A 13,546-nucleotide genomic window follows, 5' to 3' on the forward strand; every position below is an offset into this window, starting at 1 on the left:
CAGGTTCTACCCTATTTTAAAAGATTCGAAAGAATAAGTTTTAACTAAATTTTATGTCTAGCTATTACGCTAAACCTCAAGGGTATAGACACTCATGAATGAAGAACATGAAAACCTCCTTATTCATAAGCATCTATATTACTTATGGCTTTAGCAAAGCTCTTTCAGTATTTATTATTATTCTTTCACTACTGTGTCTTTTTCTAACTCAACAGCTTCAGGCACTGTATCCACTTGTTCATTTATTGATAGACCTTCTGCTTGTTGTGATTCTTCATCATCATCAAGGTCTCTCATTTCGATCTCTTTTTCGTCACTTGAAAGCATTTTTACATCCATACCTAAACTTTGAAGCTCTTTAATTAATACTTTAAATGATTCAGGAACACCTGGTTCTGGAACATTTTCACCTTTAACAATCGCTTCATAAGTTTTTACACGACCAACAACATCATCTGATTTAACAGTCAGAATTTCTTGAAGAGTATAAGCAGCACCATAAGCTTCAAGTGCCCAAACCTCCATCTCTCCAAAACGCTGACCACCAAATTGTGCTTTACCACCAAGTGGTTGCTGTGTAACTAATGAGTATGGACCAGTTGAACGAGCATGTAATTTATCATCAACCATGTGAGCTAGCTTGATCATATACATGATTCCAACTGATACACGGTTATCAAATGGTTCACCTGTACGACCATCGTAAAGCACAGTCTTAGCATCACGTGCCATACCTGCTTCTTCTAACGTTGACCATACATCCTCTTCCCTCGCACCATCAAATACAGGAGAAGCAACATGAATACCCAATTTACGAGCAGCCATTCCTAAGTGTAGCTCTAGTACCTGACCGATATTCATACGTGAAGGAACTCCAAGCGGATTTAACATGATATCAACCGGCGTTCCATCCGGTAAGTAAGGCATATCCTCTTCTGGGAGAATACGTGAAATAACACCCTTGTTACCATGTCGTCCAGCCATTTTATCTCCTTCAGAGATTTTACGCTTTTGAACGATATATACACGGACTAATTGATTCACACCTGGTGGTAATTCATCTCCATCTTCACGATTAAATACCTTAACGTCAAGGATGATTCCTTCCCCACCATGTGGTACACGCAATGAAGTATCACGGACTTCACGAGCTTTTTCACCGAAGATTGCATGTAAAAGTCGTTCTTCTGCTGTAAGCTCAGTTACCCCTTTAGGTGTAACTTTACCAACAAGTAGATCACCGTCTTTTACTTCTGCACCAACTCGGATAATTCCACGCTCATCTAAGTTTCTTAACGCATCTTCCCCAACATTAGGGATATCACGAGTGATTTCTTCAGGTCCTAACTTCGTATCACGAGATTCTGACTCGTATTCTTCAATGTGAATAGATGTATAAACATCATCCTTCACAAGTCTTTCACTCATGATAATTGCATCTTCATAGTTATATCCATCCCAAGTCATGAAAGCAACCATAACGTTTCTTCCTAATGCTAGTTCACCTTTTTCCATCGATGGACCATCAGCAAGGATTTCACCTTTTACGACTTCATCACCTTCACTAACAATTGGACGTTGGTTGTAGCAAGTTCCTTGGTTAGAACGAATAAACTTCAACATACTATATTTATCTAAATTACCTTTAACTTTTTGACCATTTACATCCTCATATCGGCGAACCCAAACATTTTTCGCTTCCACTCGTTCAACAATACCAGGATGTTTACAGATAACTGCAGCACCTGAGTCTTTACCAGATACATATTCCATACCTGTTCCGACAAATGGAGCCTCTGGATTCATTAATGGTACTGCTTGACGTTGCATGTTTGCACCCATTAATGCACGGTTCGAGTCATCGTTTTCTAAGAAAGGAATACAAGCTGTTGCAGCAGATACTACCTGCTTAGGTGATACATCCATGTAATCTATGCGGTCTCTATTAATAACTGTATTCTCGCCACGGAAACGTGCAACGATATCAGTATCAATAAATGAACCATCATCAGCTAACCTAGCATTTGCTTGGGCAACAACGTAATTATCTTCTTCATCAGCAGTTAAGTAGTCAATACGAGATGTTACTTTTCCTGTCTCTGGATCAACTCTACGATATGGTGTTTCAATAAACCCAAATCTGTTTACTTTTGCATAAGATGACAGCGAGTTAATCAAACCGATGTTCGGACCCTCAGGAGTCTCGATTGGACACATACGGCCATAGTGTGAATAATGTACGTCACGCACTTCAAATCCTGCACGTTCACGAGTTAAACCACCAGGTCCTAATGCTGATAAACGACGTTTATGAGTTAACTCAGCTAATGGATTCGTTTGATCCATGAACTGAGATAATTGTGAGCTACCAAAGAACTCTTTAATAGACGCAATAACAGGACGAATGTTAATTAATTGTTGCGGAGTAATTGTATTCGTATCCTGAATTGACATTCTCTCACGAACTACACGTTCCATCCTTGATAAACCAATTCTAAATTGATTTTGTAATAATTCTCCGACTGAACGCAATCTACGATTTCCTAGGTGATCGATATCGTCTGTATCACCAACACCATGTAATAGATTAAAGAAATAGCTAATAGAAGATAAAATATCAGCAACAGTGATGTTTTTAACAGCTTCTTCTACATACGCATTTCCTAAAACATTAATAACCTTTTCACCTTCAGGATCATTCGGTGCGTAGATTTTAATAGATTGAAGAGTTATCTCGTCGTCAGTCACTCCACCAGATGGGTGCTCTTTTTTGAATCCTACACCACTTTCAAGGTTTGGCATGATTCGATCTAATGTTCTTCTATCAATCATTGTTCCTTTTTCAACTATGATTTCACCTGTTTCCGGATCAACTAGTGTTTCTGCTAAACGTTGATTGAAAAGGCGATTCTTAATATGAAGCTTTTTATTAATCTTGTAACGCCCAACATTTGCTAAATCATAGCGTTTTGGATCAAAAAATCTTGAGTCTAATAAACTCTTCGCGTTATCAACTGTTGGTGGTTCACCCGGGCGAAGACGCTCATAGATTTCAAGCAGGGCTTTTTCAGTACTTTCCGTATTATCTTTATCAAGAGTATTACGTAAGTACTCATTCTCACCCAATAAGTCGATGATTTCTTGATCAGAGCCAAACCCAAGAGCACGCAATAAAACTGATACAGGTAATTTACGTGTACGATCGATTCGTACATAAACTACATCTTTTGCATCTGTTTCGTACTCTAACCAAGCTCCACGGTTTGGAATAACAGTCGCAGTAAAGCCTCTTTTACCATTTTTATCAACTTTACCACTGAAATATACACTTGGGCTACGGACTAACTGAGACACGATAACGCGCTCTGCCCCGTTAATTACAAATGTACCTGTTTCTGTCATGAGAGGAAAATCTCCCATAAAGACATCTTGATCTTTTACTTCACCAGTTTCCTTGTTAATTAAGCGCACCTTTACACGTAATGGCGCAGAATAGGTAACATCGCGCTCCTTTGATTCCTCAACGGAGTACTTAGGATCTCCTAAGCTATAATCAATAAATTCTAGCGAGAGGTTACCAGTGAAATCCTCAATAGGAGAAATATCCTGAAACATTTCTCTCAAGCCCTCATCAAGAAACCATTGATAGGAAGAGGTTTGAATTTCAATAAGATTTGGTAATTCTAACACTTCACTAATGCGTGCATAACTTCTACGTTGGCGGTGTCGTCCATACTGAACTAGTTGACCTGTCAACTCATTCACCCCTCAAATCAAGCGTAATAGATCTTGCGTTGTACCATTATGTATACCTTAAATTTTTTAGACAGACGAATAAGAGAACTCACATATGATCATTCTCTTTAAAATCAATATCTTAATATACAACCTATGAAATCTGAAATAAAAACAAAGGGAAATCAAGTACAAACGCAAGGAAAAAACAAAAAATAAAAAGGGTTTCATCCTAGAAAACCACAATTTGAATCGTACTATTGATTTTATAATTATCTCCATAAAACTAACTTTTATACATCAATTTACCTAAAAATTAGACAGTTATGGAAATTATATATTGGCATTTTATAATATTAACATAGTAGGAAAATTGAGTCAACATTTTTTAGCTTTAATGATATAATAGCCTTTTTTCTTTTCGACAACTTCAACTTCCTTAAACATTTCTTCTAATTTATCAATTGCTGATGGTGCTCCTTGTTTCTTTTGAATAACAATCCACAACTCACCGTCTTCAACTAAATGCTTAAAGCTATCTTCAAAGATTGAATGAACAATCTTTTTGCCAGCTCGTATAGGAGGGTTCGTTAAGATCGCCATATATTTGCGATCTGCTTTTATTTTTTGAAATAAGTCACTTTGAAAGATTGTCACATTTTCAACCGAATTGAGAGCTGCATTATCAATCGCTAATTCAATTGCCCGCTCATTGATGTCGATTAAGTCAACATGCCTATTATAGTGTTTCGCTATCGATAGACCTACTGGCCCATATCCACAACCAACATCCAAAATATCTCCTTTGATATCAGGTAGTGTAAATGCTTCTATTAAAAGCCGCGACCCAAAGTCAACTTCATTTTTCGAAAACACCCCCCGATCACTTTGAAAAGTAAAGAGGTGCCCCTTTAAGGTAAATTCCCACGTTTTGCGTTTACTTTGAACTGTAGGTTTTTGAGAATAATAATGGTTATTCATCTTTATTCCTCCTCTTTCAGGAGTTTAGGGTTTACATTTTTATTTCTTTTTATACATTTAGCCGCAATTTTATTTCACTATAAATAAAAAGCTCGCCATCACTAGCGAGCTTTTTAACAAGTTGCGTTATAATTACTTAACTTCTACAGAAGCGCCAACTTCTTCAAGTTTAGCTTTTAATTCTTCAGCTTCTTCTTTAGTAACGCCTTCTTTGATTGCTTTAGGAGCGTTATCAACTACTTCTTTAGCTTCTTTTAAGCCAAGGCCAGTTGCTTCACGTACAACTTTGATAACTTTGATTTTTTGTCCGCCAGCACTTGCAAGTATTACGTCAAATTCAGTTTGCTCAGCAGCAGCTTCGCCACCAGCAGCAGCAACAGCTACAGGAGCTGCAGCAGTAACACCAAACTCTTCTTCGATTGCTTTAACTAAGTCGTTTAATTCTAAAACAGTCATACTTTTAACTGCTTCAATGATTTGTTCTTGAGTCATTATAATTTCCTCCTTGTTTTTCCTTTTAATGTTTTATTACTAAATGAATAATAGGCTAATTGAATTATGCGCCTTGTTCTTCTTTTTGATCTGCAACAGCTTTAGTAGCAAGTGCAAGGTTACGGATTGGAGCTTGAAGAACGCTAAGCAACATAGAAAGTAAACCTTCGCGTGATGGAAGTTCAGCAAGAGCTTTAACTTCTTCAACTGTAGCGATATTACCTTCAATTACACCAGCTTTGATTTCAAGTGCTTCATGCTTTTTAGCGAAGTCATTTAAAATTTTTGCTGGAGCAACAACATCCTCAGAACTGAATGCAATCGCATTTGGACCAGTTAAGGCGTCATTAAGACCAGTAAGTTCAGCTTGTTCTACAGCACGGCGAGTCATCGTGTTTTTGTATACTTTGAAGTCGATACCTGCATCACGTAATTGCTTACGTAGTTCAGTAACTTCACCTACAGTTAATCCACGGTAGTCTACAACGATAGTAGATTTGCTTTCACGAAATTTAGTAGTAATCTCGTCAACGATCTGTTTCTTTTGTTCGATAATTGCGCTCATTGTTACACCTCCTGTAGTTTCATGTGTGACACTATTACCGTTCGGTGATGGCTGCATGGAAAAACCTCCACGATAGACATGGAGGTTTGTATATACAACAACAAGCAAACAAATGCTTTATTCGTAAATACACCTCGGTAGGGATTTAAGCTTTTACAAGCACCTACTGTCTACGGTATAGCGATATTTATTTAAAACAACATTGCTAATTATATATAAACTATTTCACTAAGTCAATAGTTATTATTTTACAGAAAAACTTGAAGTGTCAACTTTCACGCCAGGTCCCATTGTAGAAGTAGTATTAACACTCTTCATATAAGTTCCTTTTGCTGCAGCTGGTTTTGCTTTTAATAATGTTTCGAAAACTGTTGTGAAGTTTTCAACTAATTTGCTAACGTCAAATGATACTTTACCGATAGGAACATGGATGATACCAGCTTTATCAAGACGGTATTCAACCTTACCTGCTTTAATTTCATTAACAGCTTTTGTAACATCAAATGTTACAGTTCCAGTTTTAGGGTTTGGCATTAAACCTTTTGGTCCTAATACACGACCTAATTTACCAACTTCACCCATCATGTCTGGTGTCGCAACGATTACATCGAAGTCAAACCAACCTTGTTGGATTTTAGTGATATAATCAGCATCACCAACGAAATCTGCACCAGCAGCTTCAGCTTCTTTCGCTTTCTCGCCTTTAGCAAATACTAATACACGTTGAGTTTTACCAGTACCATTAGGAAGTACTACTGCACCACGAATTTGTTGGTCAGCTTTCTTAGGGTCAACTCCTAAACGGAAAGCAACTTCTACAGTTGCGTCAAACTTAACAACACTAGTTTTTTTAACTAGTTCCACTGCTTCTTGAACCGCATAAAACTTAGTACGATCTACAAGCTTAGCAGCTTCTACTAACTTTTTACCTCTTTTAGCCATTTTTATTTCCTCCTTAGTGGTTTTAGCGGAATAACCTCCCACGAATAAAGGTTGCGAACTTGTTTTTAAGCAAACTCGCAACCCCAAAAAACATTCGAATCTAATAAAAAATTAGTCTTCGATAACGATACCCATGCTACGTGCAGTACCTTCAACCATACGCATTGCTGATTCAACGCTTGCTGCGTTTAAATCAGGCATTTTTGTTTCAGCTATTTCACGTACTTTGTCACGCTTAACTGTCGCTACTTTATTACGGTTTGGTTCACCAGAACCAGACTCAATTCCAGCCGCTTTTTTAAGAAGAACAGCAGCAGGCGGAGTTTTCGTAATAAATGTAAATGAACGGTCTTCGAATACCGTGATTTCAACTGGAATGATTAAGCCAGCTTGATCAGCTGTACGAGCGTTAAATTCTTTACAGAATCCCATGATATTAACACCAGCTTGACCTAATGCAGGACCAACTGGTGGAGCTGGATTAGCTTTAGCTGCAGGAATTTGCAATTTTACAATTTTAATTACTTTTTTAGCCACGAGACACACCTCCTTAAGTCCGTGATGTGGTAATTGGGTTATACCCTCCCACTCATCTAAGCCATTCGTAATATGAATGGTTAAAATTTGGGCAACAAGTCAAATCAAGTTTATTGACGAGCTTACCTACCCATATCGATTCAGAAATAACTGTATTTCTGATCAGTGTAAAAACATAATTCTGTCTCATAATCCTGAGACATACTGACCTATGAAAGTTTAACACTTTTCATAATTGATTTCAAGTTTTTTTAGATTATAATTTACTTACCTGTTCAAAGTCCAACTCTACAGGTGTTTCACGTCCAAACATATTAACAAGAACTTTAAGCTTATTTTTATCTTGATCAATTTCTTCGATCGATCCAGTAAAGTTTGCAAACGGTCCTTCTGTGACCTTCACTGTTTCTTTTAATTCGTAATCAAATTCAACTCTACGCTCATCCATACCCATGCGTTTTAAGATGAAACTCACTTCATCAGGTAATAGAGGTGTTGGTTTTGACCCATGACCAGACGAACCAACAAACCCAGTTACTCCGGGCGTATTACGAACAACATACCAAGAATCGTCAGTCATTACAATCTCAACTAGTACATATCCAGGGAAGACTTTTTTCTTTACAACTTTCTTTTTGCCGTCCTTATAATCTGTTTCTTCCTCTTCAGGTACTACCACACGGAATATTTTATCTTCCATGCCCATAGATTCTACACGTTTCTCTAGATTTGCTTTTACCTTATTTTCATAACCTGAATATGTGTGTACAACATACCAATTCTTTTCCATAGTGTCAGGACAACTTGTCCTTCCCTCCCCACAGTAGATTTTATACTAAACGCACCAATACGAAAATCTATATTATTCTACATGAATACTAAATCTTTTTTAAACAATGAAAAAACCCGTTTAACGGGTTTTGCAGAGAAAGATTAATATTTTCTATTATAGCACGATTTTCCATCTGTTATTCAAAAATTAAACGAATTAAAGAAGAAATACCTAAGTCAATGACCGCAAAGAAAACACCAACAAATACTACAGTGGATACAACCGTAATTGTATACCTTGTCAATTCTTTACCTTTCGGCCAACTAACCTTCTTCATTTCACGAGATACATCTCGGAAAAAATTAACTAAACGTTGCATGAATGCTACCTCCAGGAATAATAGGGAAACTTCGTATAAAATAATTTATGAAGACTACTTTGTTTCACGGTGGTTCGTATGCGAATTACAGACTTTACAAAATTTATTGACTTCTAACCGTTCATTTGTGCTCGTTATATTTTTCATCGTAGTATAGTTTCTACTTCCACAGGAAGTACAAGCCAACGTTACTTTTTTTCGCATTTCCTCACCTACCGTTTCACTTTTATTCCATAAAACTGTATCATAGTGAGGTTTTTTCGTCAATAAACGATCAAATTCAGCCTAATTTTTGATTTTCACAAACTAATTTCTCTTAATTCTAAATACCGTTCAAGTTTTCTCTTTACACGCTGCAATGCATTATCGATGGACTTCACGTGTCTATTTAATTCTTCTGAAATTTCGTGATATGAACGGCCGTCTAAATATAAGACCAGCACCTTTCGTTCTAAATCACTTAATAATTCACCCATCTTAACCTCAATGTCATCAAATTCCTCTTGATTAATGATGAGCTCTTCAGGGTCCATAACTTTTGCACCGGAAATAACATCCATTAATGTCCGATCCGATTCTTCATCATAAATCGGCTTGTCCAATGATACATAAGAATTTAACGGAATATGTTTTTGACGAGTAGCGGTTTTTATAGCGGTAATGATTTGCCTGGTAATACATAATTCAGCAAATGCCTTAAATGAAGTGAGCTTGTCCTCTTTAAAGTCACGAATGGCTTTATATAAACCAATCATTCCCTCTTGAATAATATCCTCTCGATCCGCACCAATTAAAAAATACGATCTTGCTTTTGCTCGTACAAAATTTCGATATTTAGTAATTAAGTAGTCAAGTGCTTCACTATCTCCATTATGCACGAGTTCAACCACTTGTTCGTCTTCCAATAATCCAAATTCTTCCCTGTTGACCTTACCCTTGTTGAATGGTGAATTCAAGCCGATCCCCCCGACCGCACACAAGATAACAATATTATACAGCATGCATTTTGTAAGCGTCAACCAACTATAAATTCCCCCTGCGCCACTTCTCTAGCTTTTCCATGACATCATCAGGAAATAATATTTTTGAAGATGGACGTTTTTCCTCAATCTTTTTCACTCTGTGTTTAATTCTACCTTCTATGGAATCCATCTCATTCAACAACTCTCTCGCTGATTTACGAAGTGCACCTTGCCCAAATATCGCCCATTGTTCGGTAAAATCCGATGTAGCAACATGAACTTGAGTTTTAATATTGTTTAATGATATTGCTAGCTTTTCAATACGCTCATCTGCAGTCTCGTTCTCTCGAGTGAAAATAACCTCTACTCGATAGTTTTTTTGCTTTTTTTCAATTCCTTTTACAAGGTGTGCATCAAAAACGATAATAACTCGGTAACCAGTATAGGCTTGATATTCAGCCATTTTTTCAATTAATTGATTTCTTGCCTCAGAAAGATTGTCCTTCTTAAGCCTTTGTAAAAAGGGCCAAGCCCCGATAATGTTATATCCATCAACTAATAGGATATCCATTTCATTCTACTCCCCTAAAGGGTGTCGCTTTCTGTATACCTCATACATCAAAAGGCTTGCTGCAACAGAAGCATTTAATGATGTAACTTGTCCCACCATTGGCATTTTAATTAAGAAGTCGCATTTTTCTTTAATAAGACGACCAATTCCTTTTCCTTCACTTCCTATAATGAGGGCTAGTGGCATTTTCCCGTCTAAATTACGGTAATCATCCGCACCTTTGGCATCTGTTCCTACGATCCAAACCCCTCGTTCTTTTAATTCTTCTATTGTTCTCGCCATGTTTGTTACACGGGCAACGGGGATATATTCAATTGCACCAGTAGAAGCTTTAGCGACTGTAGCAGTTAATCCTACTGCTCTTCTTTTAGGAATCACGATTCCATGTGCACCAACAGCGTCTGCTGTTCTCATAATTGATCCTAAATTATGTGGATCTTCAATTTCATCTAATAACAGTAGGAAAGGTAGTTCACCTCTTTTTTCTGCATTAAGTAAAATATCATCAACATGAACATATTCATAAGCAGCTACTTGTGCCACCACACCTTGGTGATTACCTTCCACCATTTGATCAATTTTCTTCTTTGGCACAAAGTTGATCGTTACACCTTTTTCTTTTGCAAGCTTCGTTATTTGCTGTGCTTGTCCTTTTAATGAATTTTCAGCAACCCATATTTTATTAATATCTCGAGATGACTTTAACACCTCTATTACAGGATTACGTCCAATAATATAATCTTGATCCATTAGCCTTTCCTCCTTTCTTTAATCATTAATAAACTCAAATGAAGCTTGTATCAGTTCTTCCATTCGATTATGCTTTTTTTCTAAATAAAGATGTCCGATCAACGCTTCAAACGCTGTACTATATCGGTATGTTTGTACATCTGTGTTTTTCGGAATTGTCCCTGATTTTGCATTTCTCCCCCGTCTAATAACAGCTAATTCTTCTTCAGTAAAGCTCTCTAATGAGAATAAATGATGCAAAATACTAGCTTGAGCCTTTGCAGAAACATACCTTTTCGCTTGGTTATGAAGCTGGTTTGGTCGTATATTCCCTTTGGCTATAAGGTGATGCCTTACATAAATTTCATAGACAGCATCACCGATATAAGCCAATGCTAAGCTATTCAAAAGCTTCGAATCTTTAATTGTTTCAAAATCTAAAAACATGATGTTCCTCTTTTCTATACAAATGCCAAATGGCGTTTAGCAGCAATTCCAAAAATGAAGGATAGACGGAACCATCGCTACAAGTCCCGCTCTATTCGCCTTAATCAACGTTAAAACTCTTACTATCTTTATTCCCTCATATCTAAAAACATAATCAATTAACTACGTTTCCATCTTGTTCCTTGAGGCGTATCCTCTAAAATAATATTTAAGTCTTTTAATTTATCACGAATTTCATCTGCTAATGCAAAATTACGGTCTTTTCTAGCTTGAATACGTTGCTCAATCATTAAGTCAATTTCATCATCCAGAAGATCTGCCTGTGCAAATTTAACACCTAACACTGCTCCTAATTGATCGAACTCATTAAGAAAAGCTTGAATGACTTCCTCTGACGTATTTTGTTCCTGTAAATAGTAGTTCGCTTGTTTTGACAAGTCAAACAGAACAGATATTGCATTAGCTGTATTAAAATCATCATCCATCTCTTTTTTAAACTGAAGATGATATTCGTTGATTTTACTAAGCCACCAACCATTGTTATCAGTCAAATTTGTGCTACTATTCTTTCGGTGTTGAAGATTAACATAAGATGTAGTTAATCGTTCAAATGCATTTTTTGTACTTTCCAATAAATCTTGTGAAAAGTTGATTGGATGTCGATAATGGACAGATAGCATAAAGAAACGAACAACTTGTGGGTCAATTTCTTTAATGATATCGTGGACTAATACGAAATTTCCTAATGATTTAGACATCTTTTCATTATTTATATTTATATAACCATTATGCATCCAGTACTTTGCAAATGGTTTTTGATTTAAAGCCTCTGATTGAGCAATTTCATTCTCATGGTGTGGGAAGGTTAAATCTTGGCCACCTGCATGTATGTCTATCGTATCTCCAAGATATTTTTTTGCCATAGCTGAGCATTCTATATGCCAACCAGGTCGACCATTCCCCCAAGGACTTTCCCAGGAAATTTCTCCTTCCTTCGCCGCTTTCCACAAAACAAAATCCAGCGCATCAAGTTTCTTCTCTCCTACACCAATCCGGTTACCTAAACGTAGTTCATCAATTGACTGATGTGAAAGCTTACCATACTCTTTAAATTCTCTTGTTTTATAATAAACATCTCCACCAGCCTCATAAGCATATCCTTTATCAATCAATGCTTGAATAAAGTCAATGATAATATCAATGCTTTCGGTAACACGTGGGTGAATTGTAGCCCGCTTGCATCCAAGTGCCGAGACATCTTCAAAATAAGCATCGATAAAGCGCTCTGCAATTGTTGGTACATCCTCGCCAAGTTCATTTGCTGCTTTAATTAATTTATCATCAACATCAGTAAAGTTAGATACAAAGTTTACTTCATATCCACTATATTCTAAGTATCTTCTTACTGTATCGTAAACGATTGCTGGTCTGGCATTTCCTATATGAATATAATTATAGACTGTTGGACCACATACATACATTTTCACTTTCCCTGCTTCAAGTGGTTCAAACGTTTCCTTTTGCCTTGTTAGCGTATTGTACAACTTTATTGTCATGTTCACTCGTTCCTTTCCTTAACTGTTGTACTTCATTTCTTAAGCTTGAAAGCTCTGACTCTAACTCTTTAAAACGATCTGCAACTGGATCTGGTAAATCACAGTGATTTAGATCTTGATCAACCCGTCTACCGTTTTGTATGACTACTCTACCTGGAATCCCCACAACAGTTGAATGATCTGGAACATCCTTCAGTACAACAGAACCTGCTCCTATTTTAGAGTATGCACCAACAGTGATAGATCCTAACACTTTTGCTCCTGTGGCAATTAATGCATGATCTTTAATTGTAGGGTGCCTTTTACCTTTTTCCTTACCAGTTCCACCTAGAGTAACTCCTTGGAAAACCGTAACATTATCACCAATTTCACAGGTTTCACCGATTACGACTCCCATACCGTGATCAATAAAAAACCTGCGACCAATTCTTGCAGCAGGATGGATTTCAACTCCTGTAAAAAATCGGCTAATTTGAGAAACTGTTCTCGCTAAGAAGAAAAGTTTCTTTTTGTAAAATGCATGAGCAATACGATGACCCCAAATCGCATGTAATCCAGAGTACGTTAATATGACCTCAAAGTAGTTTCTAGCAGCTGGATCTTGTTCGAACACGACCTCTACATCTTCTTTCATCATGCTAAACACGGCTATCCCTCCAATCATCACTTTTGTTTAATTTTTTCACTTTAGCCCTAAAGGTAAGGACTATTCCAGTTTCCCAATCCCATTTGCGCCGTAAAATAAGGTAATTGTAGGTACAAAAAAAAGCGTCTCTGTAAAAAATACAGAGACGCTTGTTATGCGCGGTTCCACTCTGTTTAGGTATGAGAAGCTTAATCACGCACTAAGACGCCTCATGACCTCAACTTTGGCTCTT

15 protein-coding genes and 2 other annotated features (1 of these 17 only partly in view) are annotated in these 13,546 nt (G+C 37.0%); all 15 genes read right to left on the reverse strand.

Annotation, left to right across the window (positions count from 1 at the left end):
• Nucleotides 1-177: 177 nt before the first annotated feature.
• Nucleotides 178-3,756, reverse strand: a complete 3,579-nt coding sequence (gene rpoB, locus WCV66_RS02825) for a DNA-directed RNA polymerase subunit beta (RefSeq protein ID WP_185653868.1) — start codon at nt 3,754-3,756, stop codon at nt 178-180.
• Nucleotides 3,757-4,113: 357 nt separating this feature from the next.
• Complete coding sequence (locus WCV66_RS02830; protein ID WP_066330436.1) at nt 4,114-4,716, reverse strand: class I SAM-dependent methyltransferase; 603 nt, start codon at nt 4,714-4,716, stop codon at nt 4,114-4,116.
• 132 nt (nt 4,717-4,848) lie between these two features.
• Nucleotides 4,849-5,208 (reverse strand): 50S ribosomal protein L7/L12, encoded by a 360-nt coding sequence (gene rplL, locus WCV66_RS02835; RefSeq protein ID WP_066330437.1) that lies wholly within the window; start codon nt 5,206-5,208, stop codon nt 4,849-4,851.
• Between the two features lie 64 nt (nt 5,209-5,272).
• Nucleotides 5,273-5,773 carry a 50S ribosomal protein L10 gene (rplJ, locus tag WCV66_RS02840; protein WP_066330459.1) on the reverse strand — a complete coding sequence of 167 codons (501 nt, stop codon included), beginning with the start codon at nt 5,771-5,773 and terminating at the stop codon, nt 5,273-5,275.
• 49 nt (nt 5,774-5,822) lie between these two features.
• Nucleotides 5,823-5,967, reverse strand: a sequence feature (ribosomal protein L10 leader region).
• Nucleotides 5,968-6,016: 49 nt separating this feature from the next.
• Entirely contained in the window at nt 6,017-6,715 is a 699-nt protein-coding gene (rplA, locus tag WCV66_RS02845; RefSeq protein WP_338787860.1) for a 50S ribosomal protein L1, read from the reverse strand.
• 111 nt (nt 6,716-6,826) lie between these two features.
• On the reverse strand, nt 6,827-7,252 hold the full coding sequence (gene rplK / locus WCV66_RS02850; protein WP_026561207.1) for a 50S ribosomal protein L11: 426 nt from the start codon (nt 7,250-7,252) through the stop codon (nt 6,827-6,829).
• 256 nt (nt 7,253-7,508) lie between these two features.
• Entirely contained in the window at nt 7,509-8,042 is a 534-nt protein-coding gene (gene nusG, locus WCV66_RS02855) for a transcription termination/antitermination protein NusG (RefSeq protein ID WP_066330439.1), read from the reverse strand.
• A gap of 178 nt (nt 8,043-8,220) precedes the next feature.
• Nucleotides 8,221-8,403 carry a preprotein translocase subunit SecE gene (secE, locus tag WCV66_RS02860; RefSeq protein ID WP_066330440.1) on the reverse strand — a complete coding sequence of 61 codons (183 nt, stop codon included), beginning with the start codon at nt 8,401-8,403 and terminating at the stop codon, nt 8,221-8,223.
• 54 nt (nt 8,404-8,457) lie between these two features.
• Complete coding sequence (gene rpmG, locus WCV66_RS02865) at nt 8,458-8,607, reverse strand: 50S ribosomal protein L33 (RefSeq protein WP_083964568.1); 150 nt, start codon at nt 8,605-8,607, stop codon at nt 8,458-8,460.
• Between the two features lie 95 nt (nt 8,608-8,702).
• Complete coding sequence (gene sigH, locus WCV66_RS02870) at nt 8,703-9,359, reverse strand: RNA polymerase sporulation sigma factor SigH (protein ID WP_066330441.1); 657 nt, start codon at nt 9,357-9,359, stop codon at nt 8,703-8,705.
• Nucleotides 9,360-9,426: 67 nt separating this feature from the next.
• Nucleotides 9,427-9,936 carry an NYN domain-containing protein gene (locus WCV66_RS02875; RefSeq protein ID WP_066330442.1) on the reverse strand — a complete coding sequence of 170 codons (510 nt, stop codon included), beginning with the start codon at nt 9,934-9,936 and terminating at the stop codon, nt 9,427-9,429.
• 6 nt (nt 9,937-9,942) lie between these two features.
• Nucleotides 9,943-10,686, reverse strand: a complete 744-nt coding sequence (rlmB, locus tag WCV66_RS02880) for a 23S rRNA (guanosine(2251)-2'-O)-methyltransferase RlmB (protein WP_338787861.1) — start codon at nt 10,684-10,686, stop codon at nt 9,943-9,945.
• Nucleotides 10,687-10,704: 18 nt separating this feature from the next.
• Nucleotides 10,705-11,112, reverse strand: a complete 408-nt coding sequence (locus WCV66_RS02885; protein ID WP_338787863.1) for a Mini-ribonuclease 3 — start codon at nt 11,110-11,112, stop codon at nt 10,705-10,707.
• A 158-nt stretch (nt 11,113-11,270) separates the two neighbouring features.
• A complete protein-coding gene (gene cysS / locus WCV66_RS02890) occupies nt 11,271-12,668 on the reverse strand; it encodes a cysteine--tRNA ligase (protein WP_066330445.1) in 1,398 nt (465 codons plus the stop codon).
• Nucleotides 12,619-13,305, reverse strand: coding sequence for a serine O-acetyltransferase (gene cysE / locus WCV66_RS02895; protein WP_338789386.1), 687 nt, complete (start codon nt 13,303-13,305; stop codon nt 12,619-12,621). The genes cysS and cysE overlap by 50 nt, the downstream gene beginning before the upstream one ends.
• 147 nt (nt 13,306-13,452) lie before the next feature.
• Nucleotides 13,453-13,546: a binding site (T-box leader), on the reverse strand (it continues 161 nt past the right edge of the window).

The sequence above is a fragment of the Metabacillus rhizosphaerae genome (assembly GCF_037201795.1).
In the GTDB taxonomy this organism is placed as follows: domain Bacteria; phylum Bacillota; class Bacilli; order Bacillales; family Bacillaceae; genus Metabacillus; species Metabacillus rhizosphaerae.

Bases quoted from the DNA above. Each gene is read 5' to 3' on its own strand.
- WCV66_RS02830 (WP_066330436.1), bottom strand. From the start codon at position 4,716: ATGAATAACCATTATTATTCTCAAAAACCTACAGTTCAAAGTAAACGC.
- rplL (WP_066330437.1), bottom strand. From the start codon at position 5,208: ATGACTCAAGAACAAATCATTGAAGCAGTTAAAAGTATGACTGTTTTA.
- rplJ (WP_066330459.1), bottom strand. From the start codon at position 5,773: ATGAGCGCAATTATCGAACAAAAGAAACAGATCGTTGACGAGATTACT.
- rplA (WP_338787860.1), bottom strand. From the start codon at position 6,715: ATGGCTAAAAGAGGTAAAAAGTTAGTAGAAGCTGCTAAGCTTGTAGAT.
- nusG (WP_066330439.1), bottom strand. From the start codon at position 8,042: ATGGAAAAGAATTGGTATGTTGTACACACATATTCAGGTTATGAAAAT.
- secE (WP_066330440.1), bottom strand. From the start codon at position 8,403: ATGCAACGTTTAGTTAATTTTTTCCGAGATGTATCTCGTGAAATGAAG.
- rpmG (WP_083964568.1), bottom strand. From the start codon at position 8,607: ATGCGAAAAAAAGTAACGTTGGCTTGTACTTCCTGTGGAAGTAGAAAC.
- WCV66_RS02875 (WP_066330442.1), bottom strand. From the start codon at position 9,936: ATGGATATCCTATTAGTTGATGGATATAACATTATCGGGGCTTGGCCC.
- rlmB (WP_338787861.1), bottom strand. From the start codon at position 10,686: ATGGATCAAGATTATATTATTGGACGTAATCCTGTAATAGAGGTGTTA.
- WCV66_RS02885 (WP_338787863.1), bottom strand. From the start codon at position 11,112: ATGTTTTTAGATTTTGAAACAATTAAAGATTCGAAGCTTTTGAATAGC.
- cysS (WP_066330445.1), bottom strand. From the start codon at position 12,668: ATGACAATAAAGTTGTACAATACGCTAACAAGGCAAAAGGAAACGTTT.
- cysE (WP_338789386.1), bottom strand. From the start codon at position 13,305: ATGATGAAAGAAGATGTAGAGGTCGTGTTCGAACAAGATCCAGCTGCT.